The organism is Streptomyces sp. SCSIO 30461, from assembly GCF_037023745.1.
Taxonomy (GTDB): Bacteria; Actinomycetota; Actinomycetes; order Streptomycetales; family Streptomycetaceae; genus Streptomyces.
Genome location: NZ_CP146101.1, coordinates 5,332,689 through 5,357,257, shown reverse-complemented (window position 1 = coordinate 5,357,257; position 24,569 = coordinate 5,332,689). Strand labels below are relative to the sequence as shown.

General features: G+C 69.3%; 18 protein-coding genes. 13 read left to right on the top strand and 5 right to left on the bottom strand.

Features of this window, described 5'->3' with window-relative positions; genetic code table 11:
• Positions 1-48 precede the first annotated feature (48 nt).
• A complete protein-coding gene (locus V1460_RS23945) occupies positions 49-1,014 on the top strand; it encodes a YafY family protein (protein ID WP_338675674.1) in 966 nt (321 codons plus the stop codon).
• On the opposite strand, the gene ctaD is transcribed toward V1460_RS23945, so the two are convergent.
• On the bottom strand, positions 965-2,710 hold the full coding sequence (gene ctaD / locus V1460_RS23940) for a cytochrome c oxidase subunit I (protein WP_338675673.1): 1,746 nt from the start codon (positions 2,708-2,710) through the stop codon (positions 965-967). The two genes, V1460_RS23945 and ctaD, sit on opposite strands and share 50 nt — an antisense overlap.
• Positions 2,711-3,170: 460 nt before the next feature.
• Between ctaD and V1460_RS23935 the strand changes: the two genes are divergently transcribed.
• The gene (locus V1460_RS23935) at positions 3,171-3,386 is read left to right on the top strand and encodes an I78 family peptidase inhibitor (RefSeq protein WP_338675672.1); all 216 of its coding nucleotides are present in this window, start codon (positions 3,171-3,173) and stop codon (positions 3,384-3,386) included.
• A gap of 126 nt (positions 3,387-3,512) precedes the next feature.
• Here the strand turns inward: V1460_RS23935 and V1460_RS23930 are convergent, their stop codons facing one another.
• Entirely contained in the window at positions 3,513-4,577 is a 1,065-nt protein-coding gene (locus V1460_RS23930) for a phosphatase PAP2 family protein (protein ID WP_338675671.1), read from the bottom strand.
• Between the two features lie 478 nt (positions 4,578-5,055).
• On the opposite strand from V1460_RS23930, the gene V1460_RS23925 reads away from it, so the two are divergent.
• The gene (locus V1460_RS23925; RefSeq protein WP_338675670.1) at positions 5,056-6,816 is read left to right on the top strand and encodes an MFS transporter; all 1,761 of its coding nucleotides are present in this window, start codon (positions 5,056-5,058) and stop codon (positions 6,814-6,816) included.
• A gap of 95 nt (positions 6,817-6,911) precedes the next feature.
• Positions 6,912-8,102 carry an acyl-CoA dehydrogenase family protein gene (locus tag V1460_RS23920; RefSeq protein WP_338675669.1) on the top strand — a complete coding sequence of 397 codons (1,191 nt, stop codon included), beginning with the start codon at positions 6,912-6,914 and terminating at the stop codon, positions 8,100-8,102.
• A 156-nt stretch (positions 8,103-8,258) separates the two neighbouring features.
• Here the strand turns inward: V1460_RS23920 and V1460_RS23915 are convergent, their stop codons facing one another.
• Positions 8,259-8,693: a cell division protein SepF gene (locus tag V1460_RS23915; protein WP_338675668.1), complete on the bottom strand. Its 435-nt coding sequence runs from the start codon at positions 8,691-8,693 to the stop codon at positions 8,259-8,261.
• A 299-nt stretch (positions 8,694-8,992) separates the two neighbouring features.
• Here V1460_RS23915 and V1460_RS23910 point away from each other — a divergent pair, with 299 nt between their 5' ends.
• From V1460_RS23910 to V1460_RS23900, 3 genes are all read left to right on the top strand, one after another.
• Complete coding sequence (locus V1460_RS23910) at positions 8,993-10,225, top strand: DUF5685 family protein (protein WP_338675667.1); 1,233 nt, start codon at positions 8,993-8,995, stop codon at positions 10,223-10,225.
• Positions 10,226-10,663: 438 nt separating this feature from the next.
• On the top strand, positions 10,664-11,569 hold the full coding sequence (locus V1460_RS23905) for a S1 family peptidase (RefSeq protein ID WP_338675666.1): 906 nt from the start codon (positions 10,664-10,666) through the stop codon (positions 11,567-11,569).
• Between the two features lie 318 nt (positions 11,570-11,887).
• The gene (locus tag V1460_RS23900) at positions 11,888-12,367 is read left to right on the top strand and encodes a hypothetical protein (protein WP_338675665.1); all 480 of its coding nucleotides are present in this window, start codon (positions 11,888-11,890) and stop codon (positions 12,365-12,367) included.
• A 21-nt stretch (positions 12,368-12,388) separates the two neighbouring features.
• Here the strand turns inward: V1460_RS23900 and V1460_RS23895 are convergent, their stop codons facing one another.
• Positions 12,389-13,291, bottom strand: a complete 903-nt coding sequence (locus V1460_RS23895; protein WP_338675664.1) for a DUF4231 domain-containing protein — start codon at positions 13,289-13,291, stop codon at positions 12,389-12,391.
• 231 nt (positions 13,292-13,522) lie between these two features.
• Here V1460_RS23895 and V1460_RS23890 point away from each other — a divergent pair, with 231 nt between their 5' ends.
• From V1460_RS23890 to fxsT, 5 genes are all read left to right on the top strand, one after another.
• The gene (locus V1460_RS23890) at positions 13,523-13,687 is read left to right on the top strand and encodes an FXSXX-COOH protein (protein ID WP_338675663.1); all 165 of its coding nucleotides are present in this window, start codon (positions 13,523-13,525) and stop codon (positions 13,685-13,687) included.
• A gap of 40 nt (positions 13,688-13,727) precedes the next feature.
• Complete coding sequence (gene fxsBH / locus V1460_RS23885; RefSeq protein ID WP_338675662.1) at positions 13,728-15,977, top strand: radical SAM/SPASM protein FxsBH, inactivated beta-hydroxylase extension form; 2,250 nt, start codon at positions 13,728-13,730, stop codon at positions 15,975-15,977.
• A complete protein-coding gene (locus V1460_RS23880) occupies positions 15,958-16,740 on the top strand; it encodes an AAC(3) family N-acetyltransferase (protein WP_338675661.1) in 783 nt (260 codons plus the stop codon). The genes fxsBH and V1460_RS23880 overlap by 20 nt, the downstream gene beginning before the upstream one ends.
• A gap of 111 nt (positions 16,741-16,851) precedes the next feature.
• Positions 16,852-18,204 carry a TIR-like protein FxsC gene (locus V1460_RS23875; RefSeq protein ID WP_407077514.1) on the top strand — a complete coding sequence of 451 codons (1,353 nt, stop codon included), beginning with the start codon at positions 16,852-16,854 and terminating at the stop codon, positions 18,202-18,204.
• Positions 18,188-22,117 (top strand): FxSxx-COOH system tetratricopeptide repeat protein, encoded by a 3,930-nt coding sequence (gene fxsT, locus V1460_RS23870; protein WP_338675659.1) that lies wholly within the window; start codon positions 18,188-18,190, stop codon positions 22,115-22,117. The genes V1460_RS23875 and fxsT overlap by 17 nt, the downstream gene beginning before the upstream one ends.
• 49 nt (positions 22,118-22,166) lie before the next feature.
• Here the strand turns inward: fxsT and V1460_RS23865 are convergent, their stop codons facing one another.
• Positions 22,167-23,042, bottom strand: a complete 876-nt coding sequence (locus V1460_RS23865; protein ID WP_338675658.1) for an alpha/beta fold hydrolase — start codon at positions 23,040-23,042, stop codon at positions 22,167-22,169.
• Between the two features lie 381 nt (positions 23,043-23,423).
• On the opposite strand from V1460_RS23865, the gene V1460_RS23860 reads away from it, so the two are divergent.
• Positions 23,424-24,509, top strand: coding sequence for a S1 family peptidase (locus V1460_RS23860; protein ID WP_338675657.1), 1,086 nt, complete (start codon positions 23,424-23,426; stop codon positions 24,507-24,509).
• Positions 24,510-24,569: the final 60 nt, after the last annotated feature.

Here is a 24,569-nt window from a genome sequence, read left to right as displayed (position 1 = left end):
CGCCGCTTGCGGACTCGTTCTGTCCGCAAGCGGTGCCAGACTCGTCCCATGCTGGAAACCTCGGCACGACTGCTGCGCCTGCTCTCCCTGCTGCAGGCGCACCGCGAATGGTCCGGAGCCGACCTCGCCCGGCGGCTCGGAGTCACCCCGCGCACCGTGCGGCGGGACGTCGACCGACTGCGCGAGCTCGGCTACCCCGTCAACGCCAGCCCCGGCACGGGCGGGGGCTACCGGCTCGGCGCGGGCGCCCGGATGCCTCCTCTGCTGCTCGACGACGACGAGGCCGTGGCCGTCGCGGTCGGTCTGCGCACCGCGGCGGGCCAAGGCGTCGAGGGCATCGGTGAGAGCTCCGTACGTGCCCTGGCCAAGCTGGAGCAGGTGCTGCCCGATCGGCTCCGCCGGCGGATCAGCGCCCTGAACGCGTTCACCGTGCCGATGCTGCGGGCGCCCCGGAACCCGGTGGACCCCGTGATCCTCGCGGAGCTGGCGGGTGTCTGCCGGGACGGGGAGCTGCTGCGGTTCGCTTACCAGGACCACGGAGGCCAGACGACCCGCCGCTCGGTGGAGCCGCACCGCCTGGTGTGCAGTGAACGCCGCTGGTATCTCGTCGCCTGGGATGTGGACCGCGCCGACTGGCGGACGTTCCGGGTCGACCGGATCACCCCCAAACCACCGCACGGCCCGCGCTTCACCCCGCGCACCCCACCGGCCGACGACCTCGCGGCCTATGTCTCCAAGGGGGTCTCCACGGCCGCGTACTCCGCCAGGGCGGTGATCAGGCTGCGTGTGCCGGTGCAGCGGGCGGTCGAAGTCGTCTCACCGTCGGACGGGGTGCTGGAGGCGGAGGGGCCGGACAGCTGTCTGCTGCGTACGGGAGCGGCCGGCCTTGATGTGATGGTCATTCACGTGATGATGATGGGCTTCGACTTCGAGGTGGTCGAGCCGCTTGAGCTGACCGCGCACGTCAAGGCGACCAGGGACCGGCTGTCCCGTGCCCTGGGAGACCCCGGCTGACGTCGTCGTGCGGGGACTTCGGCACGGCCGGGCGTGGCTCCGCGAACCCCGGGTGGTGCAGATCGAACGCCGGGGCCTCGGAGCGGATCCGGGGCAGCGAGACGAAGTTGTGCCGGGGCGGCGGGCAGGAGGTCGCCCACTCCAGTGACCTGCCGAACCCCCAGGGATCGTCGACCGTCACCCTCGGCGCGTATCGCGCCGTCTTCCAGACGTTGTAGAGGAACGGCAGCGTGGAGCAGCCGAGCAGGAACGCCCCGATGGTCGAGACCGTGTTGAGGGTGGTGAAGCCGTCCGCCGCCAGATAGTCCGCATAGCGCCGCGGCATGCCTTCCGCGCCCAGCCAGTGCTGCACGAGGAAGGTGGTCTGGAAGCCGACGAAGAGCGTCCAGAAATGGATCTTGCCGAGCCGTTCGTCCAGCATCCGGCCGGTGAACTTGGGCCACCAGAAGTAGAAGCCGGCGAAGGTGGCGAAGGTGACCGTGCCGAAGACCGTGTAGTGGAAGTGGGCGACCACGAAGTACGAGTCGGTGACATGGAAGTCCATCGGCGGCGAGGCCAGGATGACCCCGGTCAGACCGCCCAGCAGGAACGACACGAGGAAGCCGACCGCCCACAACATCGGCGTCTCGAACGACAGCGAGCCCCGCAGCATCGTTCCGCTCCAGTTGAAGAACTTCACGCCGGTGGGCACGGCGATCAGGAACGACAGCAGGGAGAAGAACGGCAGCAGCACCGCACCGGTGGCGAACATGTGGTGAGCCCACACCACCAAGGAGAGACCCGTGATGGCCATCGTGGCGCCCACCAGGGTCACGTAGCCGAACAGCGGCTTCCGGGAGAAGACCGGGATGATCTCCGTGATGATGCCGAAGAACGGCAGGGCGATGATGTAGACCTCCGGATGGCCGAAGAACCAGAACAGGTGCTGCCACAGCAGGGCTCCGCCGTTCCCGGAGTCGAACACCACCGAGCCGAACCTGCGGTCGGACTCCAGCACCAGCAGCGCCGCGGCCAGCACCGGGAAGGCGGCCAGAACCAGGATCGCGGTGAAGAGGATGTTCCAGGTGAAGATCGGCATCCGGAACATCGTCATACCCGGTGCCCGCATACCGATGATCGTCGCCAGGAAGTTCACCGAGGTGAGGATCGTGCCGAAACCGGAGAGCGCGAGCCCCATGATCCAGAGGTCGACACCGACGCCGGGGGAGCGCTCCAGGCTGTTCAGCGGGGCGTAGGCGGTCCAACCGAAGGCCGCGGGGCCGGTGGGCACCAGCAGCGAGCCGAGCACCATCAGACCGCCGAACAGGAACAGCCAGTACGAGAACATGTTCAGCCGCGGGAAGGCCACGTCCGGAGCGCCGATCTGGAGCGGCACCAGCTCGTTGGCGAAGCCCGCGAAGGTCGGCGTGGCGAAGAGCAGCAGCATGATGGTGCCGTGCAGCGTGAATGCCTGGTTGAACTCCTGGCTGGTCAGCAGTTGGAGTCCGGGGCGGGCGAGCTCGGCCCGCATCAGCATCGCCAGCAGCCCCGCGACCAGGAAGAAGCCGAACGAGGTGACCAGGTAGAGATGGCCGATCTTCTTGTGGTCGGTGGTGGTGAGCCAGTCCACGACCACACGGCCCCGAGAGCGTCGCCGCCATGGGGGAGCTGTCGCGGCGGGCGTGTCCGGGGCCGTTCCCGCGGTGTCCGACCCCATCGCTGCCCCCTCGGGATTCCGTCTCGGGCTGGAGCCACAGTAGGCACGACGGACACCCGGGAGGGCGCGACACGAACCGGGACACGGGTGATACGCGTATGGGTGATCGGCGGTTTCATCCGGAAGTAGGGAGTGCGTAAGGAATGATGAATTCCCGCTTCTCGCGGTGGGTGCTCCGAGCGGGCTCCGGAGAGAATTCCGGGTGAGGGGGCGCATTCCGGGTCGGCGGAATCCGGAGAAATTCGGACCGGGAGTGATCGGCGTCAGGTGGATACCTGATCATCGTCGTATGAATTTATCTGTTCAACGGCACGGATGAACCCGGCACCGCCAAACACATGTCGTGATCCTGTGACACAAGTGTGACCGGTGAGGTACTGGAGGATGCTGATAGCCGTGCGGATCCCGGACGGTGAAGAGGGCTTTCGCCGCCGTCCGCCGCCACCTACGGTGAGGTTCCATGGCACCGATACCGACCCCTCCGGCAGAGCCCGACCACACACCTGAGGACTACGTGGGCCTCGACGCAGACACCGCGGAGCGGCGCGCACGCGGTGCGGGCTGGACAACCGTCAGATCGCTGCCGCCAGGGGCGATCATCACCATGGAGTACCTGGCGGGCCGGCTCAACTTCGAGGTGGACGACGGCAGGGTGCGGCGCTGCTGGAAGGGTTGACGGCTGCCGTTCCGCGAGAACGGGCGCGGGCCCCGGTCCACCGCGTTGGACCGGGGCCCGCGACGCCTTGCCGGCGGCTGTGCGCGACCGCCCCGTGCGGGTGTGCTGTCGGAGTGCCGGTGGGGGTCAGTTGCCGGTGACCGGACGCGATCGGGGGGCACGTCGGGTGCCTGCCGACGACGCCACCGGGTTGCCGTGCGAGGGGTACGGCGCATGGGAGGTATGCGGGGCGTGTGTGCCGAGTCCCGGGCGCGCGACCGCGTGCGTACGCACCTGGGTGGGCTGGGTGGCCGTCCCGGACGCCGTTCCGCCGGAGGCGGAACCCCTACGCCCGCCGCTCGCGCCCACCGGTCGGCGCACCGGCTCGGAGCTCTCCGACGACGCACGTTGCGGGAACATCGCCGGGCGCGGGCTCTTCGGCACGACGGGGAGCGCGGGCACCGGCAGACGGCGCGCGCGCATCTGATCGCGCAGCCGGTCGCGCAGCGTGAGGATGGCCTCCTCCGCCCGCCCGATCAGCGGCTCGCACCAAGGCAGCGCCAGCAGCACGAGCAGTCCAGCCGCCCAGCCGAGCAGGACGTCGCTCAGCCAGTGCGTACCGAGGTAGACCGTGGTCAGTCCGACACCGAGGGCCACCACGGCGGACAGCGCCGACAGATAGCGCCTCGCCCGTGGGGTGGTGGCCATATAGGCGAGGATTCCCCAGGTCACGACGGCATTGGCGGTGTGGCCCGACGGAAATATATCGCCGCCGGCGAACATCTCGGCCGAGCCGATCTGCGTCGCGTAGTGCGGCCCGAGCCGCCCTAGGCCGAGCTTGACCGCGCCCACCGTCGCGTTCAGCAGCAGCAGCGCCGCCCCCAGGGAGAGCAGTGGCCGAAGAGTGTGCTGCCGCCACGAGCGCCAGCCCAGCCAGGCGGCCACCATCACGGCGGTCGGCCCGCGCTGGCCCAGGACGACGAAGTAGTCCAGAAACGCGTGCAGCTCCGGCCACTGCTGATACGGCCGGAAGAGCATGACCTTCCAGTCGATGATCACCAGCCAGGACGAGAGCAGCACGGCCACGACGATCGCGACGTAGAACGCCGAGGTCCCGCCGAGAAGGGCGAGACGGGTGCGGCTCATCCGCGGGATCTCTATCTTCGGCGGCTCCGGCTCCCGGTCCAGGCGGGCAAAGATGTCGGTACGCACCCAATCGACGTTACAGGGAGTGAGTGTGCGGTCCGGCCGATCTCGGCCCTTCGTGATGACGATGTGATGTGGAGTCGGTCTCAGTCGGACATTCTTTCCCGTGGTCACGGGGAGAAATCCGGGGGAAGTGAGAGCGGTCCGGTGAATCGGGAGGGAATGCCTTCCCGCTGCTGTTCGAATTCGGGCGGGCATGCTCTCTGAGGGGTGGCGCTCGGACTCCGGTAAGCAGCGGAGAAAGCCGTTCATATGCCGGATGTCTGGAATTACAGGGCCGTTCGAGGTGCGGCGGGTACCACCTCACGGAGGCCGTGAGCGTGGCGTACGCCACATCGTGCGGCCCGTCGAGGTGAGAGGTGGACCACGCGTCAACGGCTCTGACTCGCGTACATTGGCTGATCACTCGCCCTCGATGCCGGGCCACCGCGGGGCCCCGCCCCGGACGGCCCACCGACGCGAGAGACCACCAGGAGGTACATACATGTCCGGAACGACCACGACCGGAGCGCCCATTCGCGCCACCGGCGGCGGTGTCAACCGCTGGGTCGTTCTCCTCGTCCTCTGCGTCAGCCTGCTGCTCGTCGCGCTCGACGCGACCGTGCTGCACGTCGCCGTGCCCGCAGTCACCGAGGACCTCCGCCCGAGCGGGGTCGAACTCCTCTGGATCGTCGACGCCTACCCGCTGGTCTGCGCCGCGCTGCTGATCCTCTTCGGCACCCTGGGCGACCGCGTCGGCCGTCGGCGCATACTCCTGCTCGGCTACGCGCTGTTCGGCGTGGCCTCGGCCGTCGCCGCGCTGGCCACCAATCCCGAGGTGCTCATCGGCGCCCGCGCCCTGCTCGGCGTGGGCGGCGCGATGATCATGCCCGCGACGCTCTCGATCCTCCGGGCCGTCTTCCCGGACCGCCGTGAGCGGGCCACCGCCATCGGCATCTGGACGGCGGTCGCCGCGGTCGGCGCCGCCACCGGCCCGGTGCTCGGCGGTTTCCTGGTCCAGCACTTCTGGTGGGGTTCGGTCTTCCTGATCAACATCCCGCTGATGGCGCTGATCCTCCCGGTCGGCCGCTGGCTGCTGCCCGAGTCCAAGGGCGAAGGCGACGGCCCCTGGGACGTCGTCGGCGCTCTGACGGCCGCCGCCGGTGTGCTCGGGCTCGTGCTCGGTGTCAAGCGTCTCGGGGTGGGCCACAGCCCGCTCGACATCGCCACCTCCGGCCCGCTGCTCGCCGGTCTGCTGCTCCTCGTGCTCTTCGTCCGCCGCCAGCGCCGCCGCGACCATCCCCTCATCGACATGCGGATGTTCGCCCGCGCCACCTTCTCCACTTCCGTCGGCTGCATCGTGCTGGCCATGCTGGCACTGGTCGGCCTGGAGCTGATCGCCGTCCAGTACCTCCAGCTCGTGCTCGGTCTCAGCCCCCTGGAGACCGGCCTGCGGCTGCTGCCCCTCACCTTCGCGGCGATGGCCGCCGGAGCGACCGGCTCCTACACCCTGCGCCGTGTCGGACCGCGGCGGATGGTCGGCTGGGGCTTCGTGCTGACCGCGGCGGCGGTGCTGCTGCTCACGCTGATGGGACACCACGACCGGCCGCTGCTGCTCACCACCGGGTTCGTGCTGCTCGGCTTCGGGCTCCAGACCACGCTGTTCGGCGCGTACGAGTCGATGCTCAGCGAGGCACCCGCGGCGCAGGCCGGTGCAGCCGCGGCCATCGGCGAGACCTCCTACCAACTCGGTGCCGGGATGGGCATCGCCATGCTCGGCAGCGTCATGAACGCCGCGTACGCGCCAGGGCTGACCGATGCGGCAGGGGTGCCGGGCGCCGCCCGCGAGGCCGCGACGAACTCCCTCGGCGAGGCCTACCAGATCGCCGCGGGCCTCAGCGGCCCGGCAGGGGACGCGCTGCGGATCGCCGCGCGGTCGGCGTTTGTGCACGGTCTGCATGTCACGCTGGTGGTCAGCGCCGGGCTGCTGCTGCTCGGGGCGCTGGCGGCACTGCGGTTGCCGAGGGCGATGGAGTGCCCCGACGGGGCCGAGGACACCGAGGACGCCACGGTGGTCGCTCAGGCCTGTGGCGCGCCGGGCACCGGTTCCGGGGCGTCCGGCACCGATGCCCGGTCGTACGTCTCCGAACTCCCCGACCAGGCGGTGCAGGGGCCACGGGACCGTCTGCGCTCGTCCGCCGCCTCCCTGCACCGCAAGCCCGCGGAGGCGGCCGGCGCGGCCCGCTCTGGACGCACGGCACACTGAGCCGTAACGTCAGCGCTGATCATTGACTGACACCGTTAGGTTCGCGCACGCGCCGAGGCAGGGCCTGGGCGGTGCCGGCCGCCGGAGGCACCCTGATGACCGCATCCTCGAAGTTGCCGCCCTTCGATCCAGCCGACCCCATCGGCATCGACGACCTCCTGGAGCCGGAAGACCTCGCGATTCGCGACACGGTCCGCTCCTGGGCTGACGACCGCGTGCTGCCGTATGTCGCCGACTGGTACGAGAGCGGTGAGCTTCCCGGTATCCGTGAGCTCGCCCGTGAGCTGGGCTCGATCGGCGCGCTCGGCATGTCGCTGACCGGCTACGGCTGCGCGGGCGCCACGGCCGTCCAGTACGGACTGGCCTGTCTGGAGCTGGAGGCGGCCGACTCGGGTATCCGTTCGCTGGTGTCCGTCCAGGGCTCACTCGCGATGTACGCGATCTGGAAGTTCGGCTCGGAGGAGCAGAAGCAGCGTTGGCTGCCGTCGATGGCCGATGGCAGCACCATCGGCTGCTTCGGACTGACGGAGCCGGACGTCGGTTCCGATCCGGCGGCGATGCGCACGTGCGCCAAGCGGGACGGTGCCGACTGGGTTCTGACGGGCAGCAAGATGTGGATCACCAATGGTTCCGTCGCCGGGGTCGCGGTGGTGTGGGCCCAGACCGACGACGGTATCCGCGGCTTCGCCGTACCGACCGACAGCCCCGGCTTCTCCGCTCCCGAGATCAAGCACAAGTGGTCCCTGCGCGCCTCCGTCACCAGTGAACTCGTCCTGGACGAGGTGCGTCTGCCCGCCGACGCGGTGCTGCCGGGTGTCACCGGTCTCAAGGGCCCGCTCAGCTGCCTGTCCCACGCGCGCTACGGCATTGTGTGGGGCGCGATGGGGGCGGCCCGTTCCAGCTTCGAGGCCGCGCTCGACTACGCCAGGACACGCGAGCAGTTCGGCCGGCCCATCGGGGGCTTCCAGCTCACCCAGGCCAAACTCGCCGACATGGCGCTGGAACTGCACAAGGGGATCCTGCTCGCCCTGCACCTCGGGCGGCGGATGGACGCCGGGAGGCTCCGGCCCGAGCAGGTCAGCTTCGGGAAGCTCAACAACGTGCGGGAAGCGATCGAGATCTGCCGCACCTCGCGGACCATCCTCGGCGCCAACGGGATCTCACTGGAGTACCCCGTGATGCGTCACGCGACCAATCTCGAATCGGTGCTCACCTACGAGGGGACCGTGGAGATGCACCAGCTGGTGCTCGGCAAGGCGCTCACGGGTCAGGACGCCTTCCGTTAGGCCGTGTTCCGGGAGCGGCGCCGGCCGCCCGAAGGGCGGGCCAGGCGGGACTCCTGGAACACGGCCCGGAGCGCTGGGCAGACAGGCGAACGCCGTGCCGAGCGGTACGACGGCCCCGTCGCGGACCGGGGCGTGTGGCCGGGGTGCATCCCGGACTCAGCTCTGGTTGAAGAAGCCGTCACCGGTGTGGCCGGTGGGCTCGCCGGTGACGATCTCCGTGTCGGCGGGGGTCAGCAGGAAGACCCTGGTCGCCACCCGCTCGATGGAGCCCCGCAGCCCGAAGGTCAGCCCGGCCGCGAAGTCGACGACGCGCTTGGCGTCGGAGGGCTCCATCGAGGTCAGGTTGACGATGACCGGGACGCCTTCCCGGAAGTGCTCGCCGATCATGCGCGCGTCGCGGAAGCTGTCGGGGGAGATGGTGGCGATCCGGCGTCCCTGCTCCTGCGCCGTCTCGGAGGCCACCCGGACCCGCGGGTCGGTGACCCACTGCTCGGCCGCTCCCGTACCCTCGGAGTACTCGTCGTCGTAGTACCGCTCGTCGTTGTCCTCGACAAGCCCCAGCCATGCGCTCGCCTTGCGTACCGATGCCATGGACGCCTCCTTTCAACGCGGTCACTTGAGGTTCCGCGTCACTATGGTCGTCCATGATGCGGATCGCGCGCCAAGGGGATAGTCGCCGCGCGAGGTTTTCGTGACGGTACTGGTGCAGAAGTTGTGGCGTTTCGTCAACATTGTTCCTGAATAGAAGCCCTGAGGGACCCTCAGGGGCCTCATATCGAAGCAAAATATGAATGTCGTGCCGGATGGGTGACGTTCGGCGCGTATGGGCTAAAGGGTCTGGCGGGTAGGATGCGGCCCGCTCACTCGAACGACTCCTCGGGGGGTATGTCGTGTTCGGAATCGTCAGACCCTGCACCCATCGCCTGACCGACGGCCTCAGGACGGAGTGGATGGCGCATCTCTGCGGGCTCTGCCTGGCCCTTCGCTCGGACCACGGGCAGTTCGCCAGAGTCGTCACCAACTACGACGGCCTCATCCTCTCGGTGCTGACGGAGGCTCAGATCACTCCGTCGGCAGGGTCGCGCAGGAAGGCGGGGCCGTGCCCGCTGCGGGCGATGCGCACGGCACCCGTCGCGCAGGGCGAGGGCGCGCGGCTGGCCGCCGCCGTCTCCCTGGTGCTCGCGTCGGCGAAGGTGCGCGATCATGTGGCCGACCGCGACGGGCTGCTGGCCCGCAGGCCGGTGGCGGCCGCGGCGCGCAAGGTCGCCGGGAACTGGGCCCGCGCCGGTGCGCGCACAGGGCGAGGAGTCGGCTTCGACACCGACGTGCTGGTCGATGCGGTGGATCGGCAGACGGGGATCGAGGTGCTCGCAGGCCCCGGCACTCCGCTGCTGGTGGTGACCGAGCCCACCGAGACTGCGACGGCGGCCGCCTTCGCGCACACCGCCGTACTGGCCGGTCGACCGCAGAACGTCGCCCCACTCGCCGAGGCCGGCAGGCTTTTCGGGCGCCTCGCCCATCTGCTGGACGCCGTGGAGGACGGGGAAGCCGACGCCCTGTCGGGCGCCTGGAACCCGCTGGCGGCGACCGGGACCTCGTCGGCGGAGGCGCGGCGCCTCGCTGACGACGCGCTGCACGGCATCCGGCTCGCGCTGCGGGACGCGGAGTTCGTCGACGACGGACTGCTGCACATGCTGCTCGCGCACGAACTCAGGCGGTCCGTGGACCGGGCCTTCGGCTCGGCCGACTGCTCGCACCAGGGGTACGGCTCGCAGCCTCCGCAGGGAAACCCGTACGGCTCCGACCCCGCCGGTGGATCGTCCGGGCAGGCCGGCCCGCATGGCTCGTACGGTCCCCATGGCGGCGGTTACGGCGCGACCGGAGGCCCGGGCGGCCCCGGCGGGCACTCCCCGCGGTTCGGTGACGGCCCGCACCGACCGCAGCCGCGCGGCTTCTGGGCCGGCTGCGGCGCCTTCATCGGCCTGTGCTGCACCTGCAGGCTGTGCTGCGCCGAGGAGTACGAGGGCCCCTGGTCCCGCAAGAAGCGCAAGGGCTGCTGCCGGGACTGCGACTGCTGCAACTGCGGCAGTTGCGACTGCTGCTGCCCGTGTGACGGCTGCTGAGCTCCCGTCGGCACCGGAACATCGACTTCCGGCCGAGCCGCATATGGGGTGTGAGGGACATCACACCCGGACGGGTCGTGTCGTCGTATCGGTCGGACGGCCTGAGCAGGCCCGCCATCGCCCGACCGCCGTCCGCACCCCCACCGGGGGAAACGACCGTCCGGTCGGGTCCGCCCCGGACCATCATGTCGTGGCAGCCGGGCGGAACCGGCCGTTTCGTCCGGTCCGCCGACGGGCGGAAGACGGCGAGGAGTCACTCGTGTCACAAGACCGAAAGGCACCCTTGCGCCGGTAGTTGACGCTACGAATACTCCCGAGCAAGCGCTTGTCAGGAGCACAGCGGAGCTGGAATCCCGCGATCCCCTGCTCCATCGACTGCGCCTCACGGGCCCGTCACCCCACAGGCGGGTCCCCGATTCCCCTCTGGAGGAACGCGAAGTGAGGATCAAGCGCACCATCCCCCGCAACGGAGCGACGAGACGTACCCGTCTGCTCGCCCTCACCACAGGCCTCGTAGCAGCCGCAGCTCTGGCCGTCCCCACCGCCAGCGCCGACGAGGCCCCCCGCACATTCAGCGTGTCACAGCTCTCCGCCGCGAGCGACGCCGTGCTGCAAGCCGATGTGGCCGGAACCGCCTGGCACATCGATCAGGCGACCGGCACCCTGGTCGTCACCGCCGACTCCACCGTCTCCCGGGCGGCGCTGGCCAGGATCAAGCAGACTGCCGGAGCCAACGCCGGTGCGCTCCGCATCGAGCGAACCCCGGGCAAGATCCGCCGGCTCATCTCGGGCGGCGACGCCGTCTACGCGTCGAGCTGGCGCTGCTCGCTGGGCTTCAATGTCCGAGACAGCGCAGGCAACACGTACTTCCTGACTGCGGGCCACTGCACCGACGGCGCGGGCACCTGGTACTCCAACTCCTCCCGTACCACCGTCCTCGGCCCCACCGTCGGCTCCAGCTTCCCGGTCAACGACTACGGAATCGTCCGCTACACCAACACCTCGATCTCCAAGTCCGGCACTGTCGGCGGTGTCGACATCACCAGTGCCGCCAACGCCACCGTCGGGATGTCCGTGACCCGTCGCGGTTCGACCACCGGCACCCGCAGCGGTTCGGTGACCGGACTCAATGCCACCGTCAACTACGGCGGTGGGGACATCGTCTACGGAATGATCCGCACGAACGTCTGCGCCGAGCCGGGCGACAGCGGTGGCTCGCTGTACTCCGGCAGCCGGGCCATCGGCCTGACCTCGGGTGGTAGTGGCAACTGCACCACCGGCGGCACGACCTACTTCCAGCCGGTGACCGAGGCGCTCCGCGCGTACGGCGTCAGCGTGTACTGATCGCGCCGGACTCGGTCCGGCCTCATCCGGCCTCGTTCGCCCCGTAGGCCCGTTGCCACGTCGTGCGGCGCTCCGATTCGCGGCCGCCCCGCAGCCCGGCGCGGACACCAGGGGCGCGAAGGCGCTCCCATTCGGCCCCACCGGGCTTCCGTCCGGTGGGGCCGAATGCTGCCGGGTTGGTGAGGGATGAGGCTCCATGAGGTCCTCCCCGTCACCCACCGGTGTCCGAATCGAGGGACGGGGACTCGACGTCTTGCGTTGATTTGAGAGGATGTCAGGACGGTCGCGCAGCGTTGGGTCTTTCTGGGGGGTTCGATCTTGAAGCGCATCGGAGTGACCGGCCACCGGAACATCCCGCCCGAGGCCATGCCCCATGTCCGCGACGCCATTCGCACGCTGCTGTGCGGGCACAGCGGCTCGCTGGAAGCACTGTCCAGCCTGGCGGTCGGAGCCGACCAGATCTTCGCCGACATCGCCCTCGAGTGCGGTGCGGCACTCACCGTCGTCATTCCGAGCGGCAACTACGAGGAGGACTTCGACCAGCCGGAGGAACTGGCCAGGTTCCGCAGCCTGCGCAGTCTGGCCAGTCAGGAGATCCGTATGGCGTTCGACCAGTCCACCGACGAGGCCTACTACGCCGCCGGGGCCTTCATCGCCGACAACTGCGACCGGCTGCTCGCGGTCTGGGACGGGTTGCCCGCCCGGGGGGTCGGCGGGACCGGCGACATCGTGCGGTACGCACGGCGGACGGGCACGCCGGTCACCGTCATCTGGCAGCCCGGTGTGCAGCGGGCCTGACCTGTGCCGCCGACCGGGGCGTCAACTGCGGTGGCGTACCAGCCAGTCCGTGTGCTGCGGGGAGACGATCCGCTCGGTCTCGTACACGGCGGACGGCCACTGCTGCTCGGTCACCGAGGTCTCCATCGCGATGTGAATCGCCGCCAGGTCCTCCTCCACCAGTGAATGGGCGGCGATCAGAGGCTGGTGGCGGCGGATCTCGCTCCAGGCCAGACACGCGGCGGCGGCAGCCGAGAGCAGCCCGAGCGGCTCCGGGGACTCGGTGACCGAGAAGGTGCGCAGGGTCCCGAAGAGCAGGGCCAAGACGGTGAGCAGGCCGATGGTCACCTGCCACAGCAGGGTGGCACGGCGGGAGACCTCCATGCGGCGGTGGTACCAGTTGCGTTGCTCGATCAACCGGTCTCGCACATAGGTCTCCTTGCGTGCACTGAACCCCTTCTCCCGCAGCAGCCGCATCGGTGTGGTGATGAGCTCCGTACCGACCGCCGTCTCCCCGGATGCGCGCGGGTCCGTCCAGCCGACCTTCTTCAGCTCGGCCAGCCCCTCTTCCAGGCGGGTGACGAACAGCCGGTCGGGGTCGGGGGAGCCGGAGTCGAAGGGGGTGCCGTGGACGGCGTACCGCCAGCACATCGAGCGGATGAACTCCGCGGCCGACCTGTTGAGTTGCCAGTGCGACTTTGCTCGCTGGCGAGAACCGCGGAAGCTGACCACGAGCACTCCGGCGTACGCCAACACGCTCAGGAGGCCGGTGAGTTGGAAGGACGCGCCGATCGCGCCACGCCAGGGCAGCGCGGCCAGGGCGGCGCCCAGGACGAGCAGCAGCAGCTGCAGCCGGGTGCCGTTGACGGCCTCGCGCTGGCGTGAGATGGCCGTCTCATCGGTTCGGTGGAAGAGAACCGGCAGATCAGCGTTTCGGAAGACCATGCTTTGCAGATGTCCGGGAACCCCGGCCATGCGTACCCCCCTCGGCGGATTTGGCTTCACTCTTTCGATGGAATGGCTTGTTCCGTTCGGAGTGGGGAATACTCGCGCCACGCTTTTGCCGTAGACCTACGTGACGAGTTGCTGTGGGTGGCCATGAGAGTAAAGTCGTGCCGCCGACACTGCAACGGTGCGGCGCTCCGTATTAGCACAAGATGACCTAGGACGGCCGTCGTGACCTTCCAGACCTCAACCGCCTTCGCCGCCGCGAAGAAGAATCGTGTGCCCGTCACCGAGATCGACGTGCACGGTGCCGACGCCGTCAGGAAGCTGGGCCGTGTGCGTCCCGCTTCCGTCGGCAGGACCGATCGGGTGCCGAGTTTCAACTCTGCTCTCTAGTATGGGCTCCAGGCCCTCGGCCTGACCCTAGACTGGTGGAATGACAGGACCGTTGGTCCCATTCCGTGAGATCGTCCTCAAGGTGCACAGCAGGTGCGATCTCGCATGTGACCACTGCTATATCTACGAACACGCAGATCAGAGCTGGCGCACACGCCCTAGGACAATCTCTGACGACGCGATTATTTGGACGGCTCGGCGACTGGCCGAGCATGCCAAGACCCATGCACTACCCTCCGTGACAGTGATCCTGCACGGAGGGGAGCCACTGCTGGCGGGTCCCGCCCGGTTACGACGGATCTGCGAGGAGCTGATCTCCGCCCTCGACGGCGTCGCCGCGCTCGATCTGAGAATCCACACCAATGGTCTCCAGCTGAGCCCACGCTACCTCGACCTCTTCGACGAGTTCGGCGTCAGGGTCGGCATCTCGCTCGACGGTGACAGGGCAGCCAACGACCGGCATCGCCGTTTCGCGGACGGCCGCAGCAGCCACCCCCTGGTGCTCAGGGCGGTGGAGTTGCTCCACCAGGACCGCTACCGCCATCTCGACCTCGGTCTGCTCTGCACCGTCGATGTGCGCAACGACCCGGTGGCGGTGTACGACGCGCTCATGGAGCTCGATCCACCGCGCATCGACTTCCTGCTGCCGCACGCCACCTGGGACGAACCACCCCTGCGGCCCGGCGGCTCGCCGACCGTCTACGCCGACTGGATCCTCACGGTCTTCGACCGTTGGGACCGCAGGCGCAGGCCCGTGCCCGTCCGGCTCTTCGAATCGGTGCTCTCCACGCTCTCCGGAGGCTCCAGCCTCACCGAGTCACTCGGCCTTGCGCCCACCGACCTCGTCGTGGTGGAGACCGACGGCACCCTGGAACAGGTCGACTCGCTCAAGAGCGCCTACGAGGGGGCGGCGGCCACCGGATTCACCGTCTTCGACCACTCCCTGGACGAGGTCGCCGCCCATCCTGGTATCCGCGCCCGCCAGCTGGGACTGGCCGGTGTCGGCGAGACCTGCCGTCAGTGCCCCGTCGTCCGCTCCTGCGGCGGCGGTCTCTACACCCACCGGTACCGCGGCGGCCGGGACTTCGACAACACATCGGTGTACTGCACCGATCTGGAGGCGCTCATCCGGGGGGTCGAGCAGCGCACCGCGGCCGGGTCCGTGCCTCCCGCGGTGACCGACGCCGCGGCGCTGCGCACCGAGCAGCACGAGCTGGCCTGGCTGCTGCTCGCGGGACTCCACGACGCGCTGGCCGGACGGGGCAGTGAGGACTGGGCCCGTGCCTGGGAACTCATGGAAGCCGTCGAGCACTCCGACGGACTCGGCTTCGACGAGGTGCTGGCCCACCCGTACACCGTGAGCTGGCTGCACGAGGCACTGGACGTTCTCGAACAGGAGCCCCTCGGGGCAGCCGCCGGCACCGCCCCTGCCGCCAGGCTGTCCGCGGCGGTCGCTGCAGCCGCCGTACGGGGTGGCCCCGAACTGACCGTCCCGGTGCCGTACGAGCGCGGCGTCCTGTATCTGCCGACGCTCGGTGAGTTGCGTCTGACCGGGGCCGAGGAGCATGGCATGGTGCAGGTGCGGCCCATGGGGGAGGGCTTTTTGGTGAGGGGCGCCGGCAACGAGCGCCGGATCACGCGCCTGGCCGAACCCGCCGCCGGCTGGCGGCCGGTGCGCCGGCTGCGACAGCGTGCCGAAGCGGTCCCGGACCTCGCGATCGACGACCTCGATCCGCACCGAGACTGCTATGGCGTACCCGCCGCGCCCAGGCTCGGCTCCGAGGCGGCCGCCGACTGGACCGGGCGGCTCGCGGCTGCCTGGAGCCTGCTCCGTGAGCGGGCCCCGCGGCAGGCGGACGCCGCGGCGGCGTGTCTGACCACGCTCACCCCGCTCTCCGGTCGGGAGCCGGCAGTGGGCCGGCATGGTCTCGGCGCCCTCGGCCTGCCGCTCCACGCGGACGTCCCGGAGCTGGCACTCGCGCTGCTGCGCGGCCATCGCAGAGCGCGATTCCAGGCCTTGCGCGAGGTGACCGACCTGTACGCGCAGGACGGCTGGTGGAGCCATCAGGCGCCGTGGGCGGAGGCACCGGTGCCCGTATCGGAGCTGCTGGCGGGCGCGTACGAACGGGCCGGTCTCGCGGGGGTCGATCCGGAGGCCGCGGAGCAGGCGCTGCGGGCGCTCACCACCCTGGAACGCGCCGCCGAACTGACCGTCAGCGGGAAACGCCTGCTGACGCGGCTGGGAGAAGAGCTTGGGGAAGAGGTGAACCGTGACCTGTGCCGTGTATGAACGTGTCGGGCTTGCGAACGACCTCGCGCGGTTGGGGATCGAGCCAGGGGGCACGATCCTCGTCCACGCCGCCCTTGGCGGCACCGGCCTTGACGCCGGGGCCGTACGCGACGCATTGCTCACGGCGGTGGGCCCGGGCGGCACCGTGGTCGTGCCCGCCTTCACGGCTGAGAACTCCGACACCTCCACCGCGTATCTGCGCCGGGTAGCGGGCATGACACCCACTCAGGCGGCGTCCTTCCGGGCAGAGATGCCCGCGTTCGACCTCGCCACCACACCCTCCGCGGGCGTGGGCCGATTGGCCGAGTGCGTGCGCACCACACCCGGGGCCGTCCGCAGCGCCCACCCCCAGGTCTCGTTCGCGGCACTGGGCGACCGCGCCGCGGAACTGCTCTCGGCGCATCCGCTGGAATCCCATTTCGGTGAGGATTCCCCACTGGCCGCCCTCTACCGGGCCCGTGCGCGGGTGTTGATGATCAACGTGGGGTTCTCCGTGTGCACGGCCTTCCACCTCGCGGAGTACCGCATCGGTGCGCCGCTGCGGAGCTATCGCTGTGTGGTGCGCGGTCCGGACGGCCGCCCGGAATGGACCGAATACAAGGACACCGTGCTGGACGACAGCGATTTCGAATACATCGGAGATGCGTTCGATGACGGTCGGCGGGTGCAGAACGGACAAGTAGGAGGAACGAGCGCACGGTTGTTTTCGATCAAGGAAGCTGTGGACCACGCGGTGTTGTGGATGACCGAAAAGAGGCGCTGATTGACTGACGGTGAGGGGATGGAGCGCCGTCAGCTCCGGAATGATTGATTCGCTCGCACTCCGACGAACCCGGGAGCGCGAGTGCTCACACAGGACCAGGACGGGGGTCGTGTGCACGCGTCATCGCAGCAGCGAGCGGCGGACCATCGGCCGTACTTCTTTTTGAGCTACGCGCATACACCGCGGTTCGGACCCGGGGGCCCTGATCCCGATATGTGGGTCGAGCGCCTCTTCCGCGATCTGTGCGGCCATGTGATGGCCATGACCGATCTGCCGGCCGGCGCACCCGCCGGCTTCATGGACCGGGAGATACGCTCGGGCGAGGGGTGGTCGGAGCGGCTCGGCGAGGTGCTCGCCACCTGCCGGGTTTTCGTACCGCTCTTCTCGCCCCGCTACTTCGCCAGTGAGATGTGCGGCAAGGAGTGGTATGCCTTCGCCCAGCGGGCCATCTACCACCAGGCCAAGAGCAACCGGCCGGCCGAGGCCATCGTGCCCGCGCTGTGGGTTCCGGTACCGCCCGAACAACTTCCCGGTCCCGCCGAGCGGTTGCAGTTCAATCACCGCGCGTTCGGCGACCGCTATGTCACCGACGGACTCTACGGGCTCATCAAACTCCGGATATTCGCCGAGGAGTACGAGCGCGCGGTCTACGAACTCGCCAAACGCATCGTGAGCGTGGCGGATACCGTGGGAGTCGGCCCCAGCCGTCCGCTGGACTACCGCCAGGCCCCGAGTGCCTTCGGCATACCGCGTCCGTCCGAACCGCGCACCACAGGACCCCGCCCCATCAAGGTGACGGTCGCCGCCCCCACCCGGCACGATGCGCCCGACGGCCGTGACCCCGCCTACTACGGCGACATGCCGCAGGACTGGAATCCGTACCATCCCGAGTGCGTCAGACCCATCGCGTACATAGCGCAGGACCTGGTCCGCTCGCTCAACTACCAGGCCACGATTGCGTCGTTCGACCATGACGCGGCACCGCTCGACTCCAAGCAGCCGCCGACCCAGCCCGAGCTGCTGCTCATCGACCGCTGGGCACTGGAGGACGAGGAACGGTGCGCACGCCTCGCCGCGTTCGACGCCGAGCACCGCCCCTGGGTGAGCGTGGTCGTCCTGTGGAACCGCGACGACCAACAGAGCCGGGCCGTCGACGCCGAGCTGACCGACAGGCTGGAAGCCACCCTGCCCACCAAACTCAGCCAGGGCAGAGCCGCCTGCCGAGCCGCAGCCCGAGGACTGCCCAGCATGGAGGCCTTCGGCCAGATCCTGCCCCAGGTGGTGGAAGCGGCCGCCCAGCAGTACCTCAGACACGCGCAGGTCTATCCACCCGCCGGCGGCAGCCACACCGAACGCCCCAGGCTGCGCGGCCCGATGGCAGCCGAGTACGCCACCACGCAGTTCATACCCGACATGCTCGACCGTGCGCCCGATGCGGAGGACCCGGATGACAGCCAGTCGTGACGGACGCATCGTCACCTTCTATTCCTACAAGGGAGGCACCGGCAGGACGATGGCGATGGCCAACACGGCCTGGATACTCGCCGCCAACGGCAAAAGGGTCCTCGCCTTGGACTGGGACCTGGAGGCACCCGGACTGCACCGGTTCTTCCACCCCTTCCTCGACCCGTCCACACTCGGCGCCACCACCGGTGTCATCGACCTGATCACCGAGTACGCCTGGGCTGCGACCAGTCCCGTCCAGCGCCCGGACGACTGGCACCGCGACTATGCGCGCATCCAGCCGCACGCGGTCTCCCTCACTCCGGAGAACCTCGGCTGGGAGTTCCCCGACGGCGGCACACTCGACTTCGTCTCCGCCGGAAAGCAGAACCGCGAGTACTCGGCGACCGTCTCCACCTTCGACTGGGACAACTTCTACGACCGCCTCGGCGGCGGGCACTTCTTCGACGCCCTGCGCGACGACATGAAGGCCAACTACGACTACGTCCTGATCGACAGCCGCACCGGGCTCAGCGACATCGCCGACATCTGCACCGTCCACCTCCCGGACGTCCTGGTCGACTGTTTCACCCTCAGCGACCAGTCCATCGACGGCGCGGCGGCCGTCGCCCGCCAGATCGACGAGCGCTACGGCGGGCGCGGAATCCGGATCCTGCCCGTGCCCATGCGCATCGACGAGGGCGAGAAGGAAAAGGCGGACGCCGGACGGGTCCTCGCCCGGCTCAAGTTCGACCGCTTCCCCACCGGACTCTCCGGGGACGAGCTCACCTCCTACTGGGGCGCGGTGGAGATCCCGTACCGGCCCTACTACGCCTACGAGGAGACCCTGGCCACCTTCGGCGACGAGACGGGACTCACCAACTCCCTGCTCTCCGCCTTCGAACGGCTCACGTCCGTGATCACCGAGGGTCGGGTCACCGGCATGCCCGCGGTCGGCGAGGACGTCAGGCTGCGGATCAGGGACGCCTTCACCCGCCGCCGGCCCGCGCTGCCCGCCGACCTCTTCCTCAGCTACGTCGCCGAGAACCGGATGTGGGCCGACTGGATCGAGTCCGTCCTCGCCCGGGCCGGCTTCCGCGTGGTCCCGCGCGACGTCTCCGCCGAACCCTCTCCGGAGGACAGCGCCGCCCAGCTCGCCGAGACCGCCGCGCGCACCGTGGTGTTGCTCTCCAGCGCCTACCTCAAGTCCGCGCGGGCCATGGCGGTTTGGGAACGCGCCGCGTCCGAGGACCCCGGTGGCGGACGGCGCCATCTGCTGCCGGTGCGTGTCGGCGACGTACGTCTGACCACGCCGTACATCGACCGCAATCCCGTTGACCTCTTCCGGCTCGACGAGGTGCGCGCCACCACGGCTCTGCTGCGCGCCCTCGACCGCCCGGTGCAGCTCGTCGATGGGGTCTCGCCAGGGCCGCGCTTCCCCGGCACCGTGCCCAAGATCTGGAACGCGCCTCCGCGCAACCCCGGGTTCACCGGCCGATCCGTCGTCCTGGAGCGGATGCGCGACCAACTCGGCGGCGGGATGGCCGTGGTCCTGCCGCAGCCGCAGACGCTGTACGGACTCGGTGGCGTCGGCAAGACGCAGGTGGCGCTGGAGTACGTACACCGCTTCATGGCGGACTACGACCTGGTGTGGTGGATCTCGTCTGAACAGCCCGACGATGTCATCGCCGGGCTCGCCGAACTCGCCGTCCGGCTCGGCGCCCAGGGGGGCGAGGACATGGCCGCGGCCTCCCAGGAGGCGGTCGACCTGCTGCGGCGGGGTGTGCCGTCGGCGCGCTGGCTGCTGGTCTTCGACAACGCGGACGATCCCGAGCAGCTCAAGCGCTTCTTCCCGACCGGCGGACACATCCTGGTCACCTCCAGGAACCAGACCTGGTCCCAGTACGGTGACGCGCTCCCCGTGGACGTTTTCCTGCGCGAGGAGTCCATCGAGCACCTGCGCCGTCGTGCCCCCGGACTCACCGCACAGGACGCCGACCAGGTCGCCGGTGCGGTGGGCGACCTCCCGCTCGCCGTCGAGCAGGCCGCGGCCTGGATCGCGGAGACCGCGACCCCCGTCACCGCGTATCTGGAACGACTCAGCCAGCAGGCCTCCAGCGTCCTCGCGCTCAACCAGCCCGCGGGCTATCCGGAGCCGGTCGCGGCGACGTGGAACGTCTCCATCGAGCGGCTCAAGGAGCGCTCTCCCGCCGCCGTACGTCTGCTCCAGCTCTGCGCCTTCTTCGCGCCCGAGCCGATCTCGGCGAACCTCCTCTACAGCAAGGAGATGATCGAGGCGCTCAAGCCCTACGACGCCTCCTTGCAGGAGAAGCTGGTCCTGGGGCGGGTCATCAGGGAGATCGGCCGCTTCGCCCTGGCCAAGGTCGACCAGGTCTCCAACTCCATCCAGGTCCACCGGCTGGTGCAGGCCGTGATCCGGTCCCAGCTCAGCGAGCAGGAGCAGATGGACGCGCGCCATGCCGTCCACCGGATCCTCGCCGGTGCCCGACCCGATGACGACGAGCCGATCGACAACCCCGAGACCTGGCCCCGGTTCGCCACCATCTGGCCGCACCTCGCCCACTCCGAGGCGCGCTACTGCAAGGAGCCGGAGACCCGGCGGTTGCTCATCGACCGGGTGCGCTACCTGTGGAAGCGAGGCGACTGGCAGACCGCGGGAGAGCTCGCCGAGGACCTGCGGGACTCCTGGCGCGAGATGCTCGGCAACGACGACCTCCAGTACCTGTACCTCCGCTTCCACCTCTCCAACATCTTCCGCTCCCAAGGGCGCTACACGGATGCCAAGGAGCTGGACGAGGTGACCCTGGAGCGGCAGCAGGCCGTGCTCGGCCAGTCCCATCCGCACACCTACATGACCACGTCCGGGCTGGCGATGGACCTGGGCGCGCTCGGCGAGTACGGCAGGGCGATGGAGCTGGCCACCGAGGCGCACGACGGCTTCAGCCAGATCTTCCACGAGTCCCATCCGCGTACCCTGGCCGCTGCCAACAACCTGGCCCTGAATTTGCGGATGGTCGGCAAGTACGCCCGAGCCCGCGAGCTCGACCAAGACGTGTTCGACCGGCGCACCGAGGTGCTCGGCCCCGAGCACCCCTACACCCTGTCGTCGGCCACCTCTCTGGCCCGCGATCTGCGGGAGGTCGGGCACTACGAGGACTCGGTGACGCTTCTGGCGCGTACCTACGAGGTGTACAAGCAGACCCTCGGCCGGGCCTTCCCCGGCACCCTGGCCGCGGCCAAGAGCCTCGCCGTCTCGCTGCGCAGGGCCGGACGGGTGGAGGACGCGAGGCGGCTCACCACGGCCACCCGGAACCGCTACCGCGCCAAGTACACGTACGCCCACCCGGACTCACTGGCCTGTGACCTGAATCTGGCGGCCGACCTGTTCGCCGCCGGGGAGCCGGTCGCGGCCAGGGATCTGGCGCAGGAGGTGGTCGACCAGTACGTCGAGGCGCCGGGAGCGGAGCACCCCTACAGCCTCGCCGCGATCAACAACCTCGGTATCTACCACTGGGGGTGCGGCAATCCGGATCGTGCCGAGGAGCTGCTCCGGCCCACCGTCCGCGAGATGAGCGGGATCCTCGGCCCTGCCCATCCGCACACCTTGTTCTGCACCATCAATCTTGCCAACGCCCGTGCCGACCAGGGCGAGTTCGACGAAGCCCTGGTCACCGAACGGCGTACGCTCGGCATGCTCCGCGAAGTCCTGGGCGTACATCACCCGGAGACGCTCGCCGTCGCCTCCAACATGGCGGTGACACTCGGCGCGCTGGGCCGCAAGGACGAGGCGGCGGTGCTGCGCGCGGAGACCGTCGAGGAGCTGGGAAGGCTGCTCGGCGACGACCACAACATGACGCGGATCGCCAGGGAGGAGCGGCGGATCCACCGGGATCTGGAGCCACTGGCGGTGTGACGGAACGCCCGTGGCGGGGAGCCCTGCCACGGGGCGCTGCCGGAGACGCTCAGCGATCCGGTTCCAGCAGCCAGGTGAGGATCCCGGGCAGGGCGTGCAGCGCGTCGAAATGGGCGGCGGTCGGTTCCAGTACGGCCGTCGCGCCCGGGATGCGCTGAGCGAGCCAGCGTGAGTGGCCGACCGGTGAGAATACGTCCTTCTCTCCGTGCCAGAGCAGCACGGGTGGCTTGATCTCGGCAGGATCGAAGCCCCACGGGCTACAGAAGGCGAGGGCGTCGTCGATCCAGCCGTACGCCGAAGTGCGCAGTGCCTCCTGGTAGTTGCGCAGCAGCATGGTCCGGACGCCGGCGTCGGCGACCACCATGCGGTCGGAGTCGGTCAGCTCCCGGCGCAGATCGTCGAGGAGCTTCACCGGATCCCTGCGGATCTCGTCGGAGCGCATGATGAAGCGCTCCGTGAGCCGGTCCGGGTCCGTGGAGGCCGTCGAGTACTCCAGGACGTTGGACGCGGCCATGCCCTCGAACCAGTCGAGACCCTCCGCGTCCCGAGGGGCCAAGGTGACGAGCGCGGCCGCTCTGGTGACCCGGTCGGGCATCAGCGCGGCGCAGGCCAGCGCGTGCGGTGCCCCACCGGAGCGGCCCACCACGGCGAAGCGGTCGAGTCCCAGAGTGTCGGCGATCGCCCGGACGTCCTCAGCGACATCGGCCACACTGCGGCCCGGCAAACGGTCCGAACCGCCATATCCAGGACGGTCGTACGCGATGAGCTGCATTCCGCGCTGATACAGCACCATGCCCCGGGGAGCCGGACCCAGCCTGCTGCCCGGTGTGCCGTGCAGCAGGAAGACGGGCCTGCCCCGTGGATCCCCGAGTCGCTCCACCATCAGGTGCCGCCGCCCGTCCGAGGCGCGCACGCGACGTCGCAACCCCCGCCTCCTTCGCTATGGGCCCGTCGGTCCGTGTATCGGGCCGTATGTGCTGTGTGCAGCCATACTGTCCTGGCATTCCCCTCCCTGGTGATGAATACCCATCAGCCGACCGGAAACAGTTGGGTGAGCAATGCCGATTTCAGGACAGGTCCAGTCCTTACGGGACGCTCACCGCACGATTGCCACGTGTGTTCGCGAAAGGAACGGGCGGATGATGTTCGGGGGTTGTGAACGAACCAGGGGCGCGTTCGGTCGGTCGTGTGTGCGTCCTGGAGTCGACCTTGTGTGTTACCGGCCGGTCTCGGAATAGTGGGCGCCTCATCCTCCGTGCACGTCCACCCCACTTGGCCGTGCACGGTCCCCACAGGAGGTCGACTGTTGAAGCACCGCCGCATATCCCGGAAGCGCGCGACCATGGCGGGTGGCGCCGTCGTGGCGCTGGTCGTCGCCGGAATCACCTTCCAGACTGCGAACGCCAGTGAGGAAGCCCCGAAGCCCACCTTCAAGACCCTGTCGGTGACGGCGGCCGGAAACCTTGCCTCGACGCTGGTCGAGGACCTCGGCGGCGACACCGCCGGCGCGTACTACGACGCCGAGGCCAAGGCCCTGGTGATGAACGTGGTCGACGAGGAGGCGGCCGAGGCCGTGCGCAAGGCGGGCGGCAAGGCCAGAATCGTCCAGAACACTCTGGCCGAGCTGAAGTCGGCCCGTAAGACGCTGACCGACCGCGCCACCATCGCCGGTACGTCGTGGGCCACCGACCCGGTGACCAACAAGGTGGTCGTCACCGCCGACCGTACGGTCGAGGGCGACGAGTGGGCCAAGCTCCAGGCGGTCGTGAAGAGCCTCGGAGGGAAGGTCGAACTCAGGAAGTCGGCTGGCGAGTTCAAGAAGTACATCGCCGCCGGTGACGCCATCCACAGCGGTGGCGGGCGCTGCTCGCTGGGCTTCAACGTCGTCAAGGACGGCGAGCCGCACTTCATCACCGCCGGCCACTGCGGTGAGACCGGCAGCGAGTGGTCCGAGTCCGAAGGCGGTCCGGCGATCGGCTCGATGGTCGACTCGCAGTTCCCCGAGAACGACTTCGCCCTCGTGAAGTACAGCGGTGACACCGAGCACCCGAGCGAGGTGAACCTCTACGACGGCACCACCCAGGAGATCACCAAGGCGGCCGACGCGACCGTCGGTATGCAGGTGACCCGCAGCGGCTCCACCACCCAGGTGCACGACGGAGAGGTCACCGGCCTCGACGCCACCGTGAACTACGGCGACGGCCAGGTCGTCAACGGCCTGATCCAGACCAACGTCTGTGCCGAGCCCGGCGACAGCGGCGGCGCCCTCTTCGCCGGCGACTCCGCGATCGGCCTGACCTCCGGCGGCAGCGGCGACTGCTCCACCGGCGGCGAGACCTTCTTCCAGCCGGTCACCGAGGCACTCCAGGTCTTCGGCGCGGAGATCGGCTGACCCCTTCGCCGCCGCTGTGACCGGGGACACGGTCACAGCACGGGGCCTCGAAAGAGAGTG

What these genes read in the sequence shown, in the direction of transcription:
- V1460_RS23945 (WP_338675674.1), top strand. Translation starts at nt 49, where the DNA reads ATGCTGGAAACCTCGGCACGACTGCTGCGCCTGCTCTCCCTGCTGCAG.
- ctaD (WP_338675673.1), bottom strand. Translation starts at nt 2,710, where the DNA reads ATGGGGTCGGACACCGCGGGAACGGCCCCGGACACGCCCGCCGCGACA.
- V1460_RS23935 (WP_338675672.1), top strand. Translation starts at nt 3,171, where the DNA reads ATGGCACCGATACCGACCCCTCCGGCAGAGCCCGACCACACACCTGAG.
- V1460_RS23925 (WP_338675670.1), top strand. Translation starts at nt 5,056, where the DNA reads ATGTCCGGAACGACCACGACCGGAGCGCCCATTCGCGCCACCGGCGGC.
- V1460_RS23920 (WP_338675669.1), top strand. Translation starts at nt 6,912, where the DNA reads ATGACCGCATCCTCGAAGTTGCCGCCCTTCGATCCAGCCGACCCCATC.
- V1460_RS23915 (WP_338675668.1), bottom strand. Translation starts at nt 8,693, where the DNA reads ATGGCATCGGTACGCAAGGCGAGCGCATGGCTGGGGCTTGTCGAGGAC.
- V1460_RS23895 (WP_338675664.1), bottom strand. Translation starts at nt 13,291, where the DNA reads ATGGTCTTCCGAAACGCTGATCTGCCGGTTCTCTTCCACCGAACCGAT.
- fxsBH (WP_338675662.1), top strand. Translation starts at nt 13,728, where the DNA reads ATGACAGGACCGTTGGTCCCATTCCGTGAGATCGTCCTCAAGGTGCAC.
- fxsT (WP_338675659.1), top strand. Translation starts at nt 18,188, where the DNA reads ATGACAGCCAGTCGTGACGGACGCATCGTCACCTTCTATTCCTACAAG.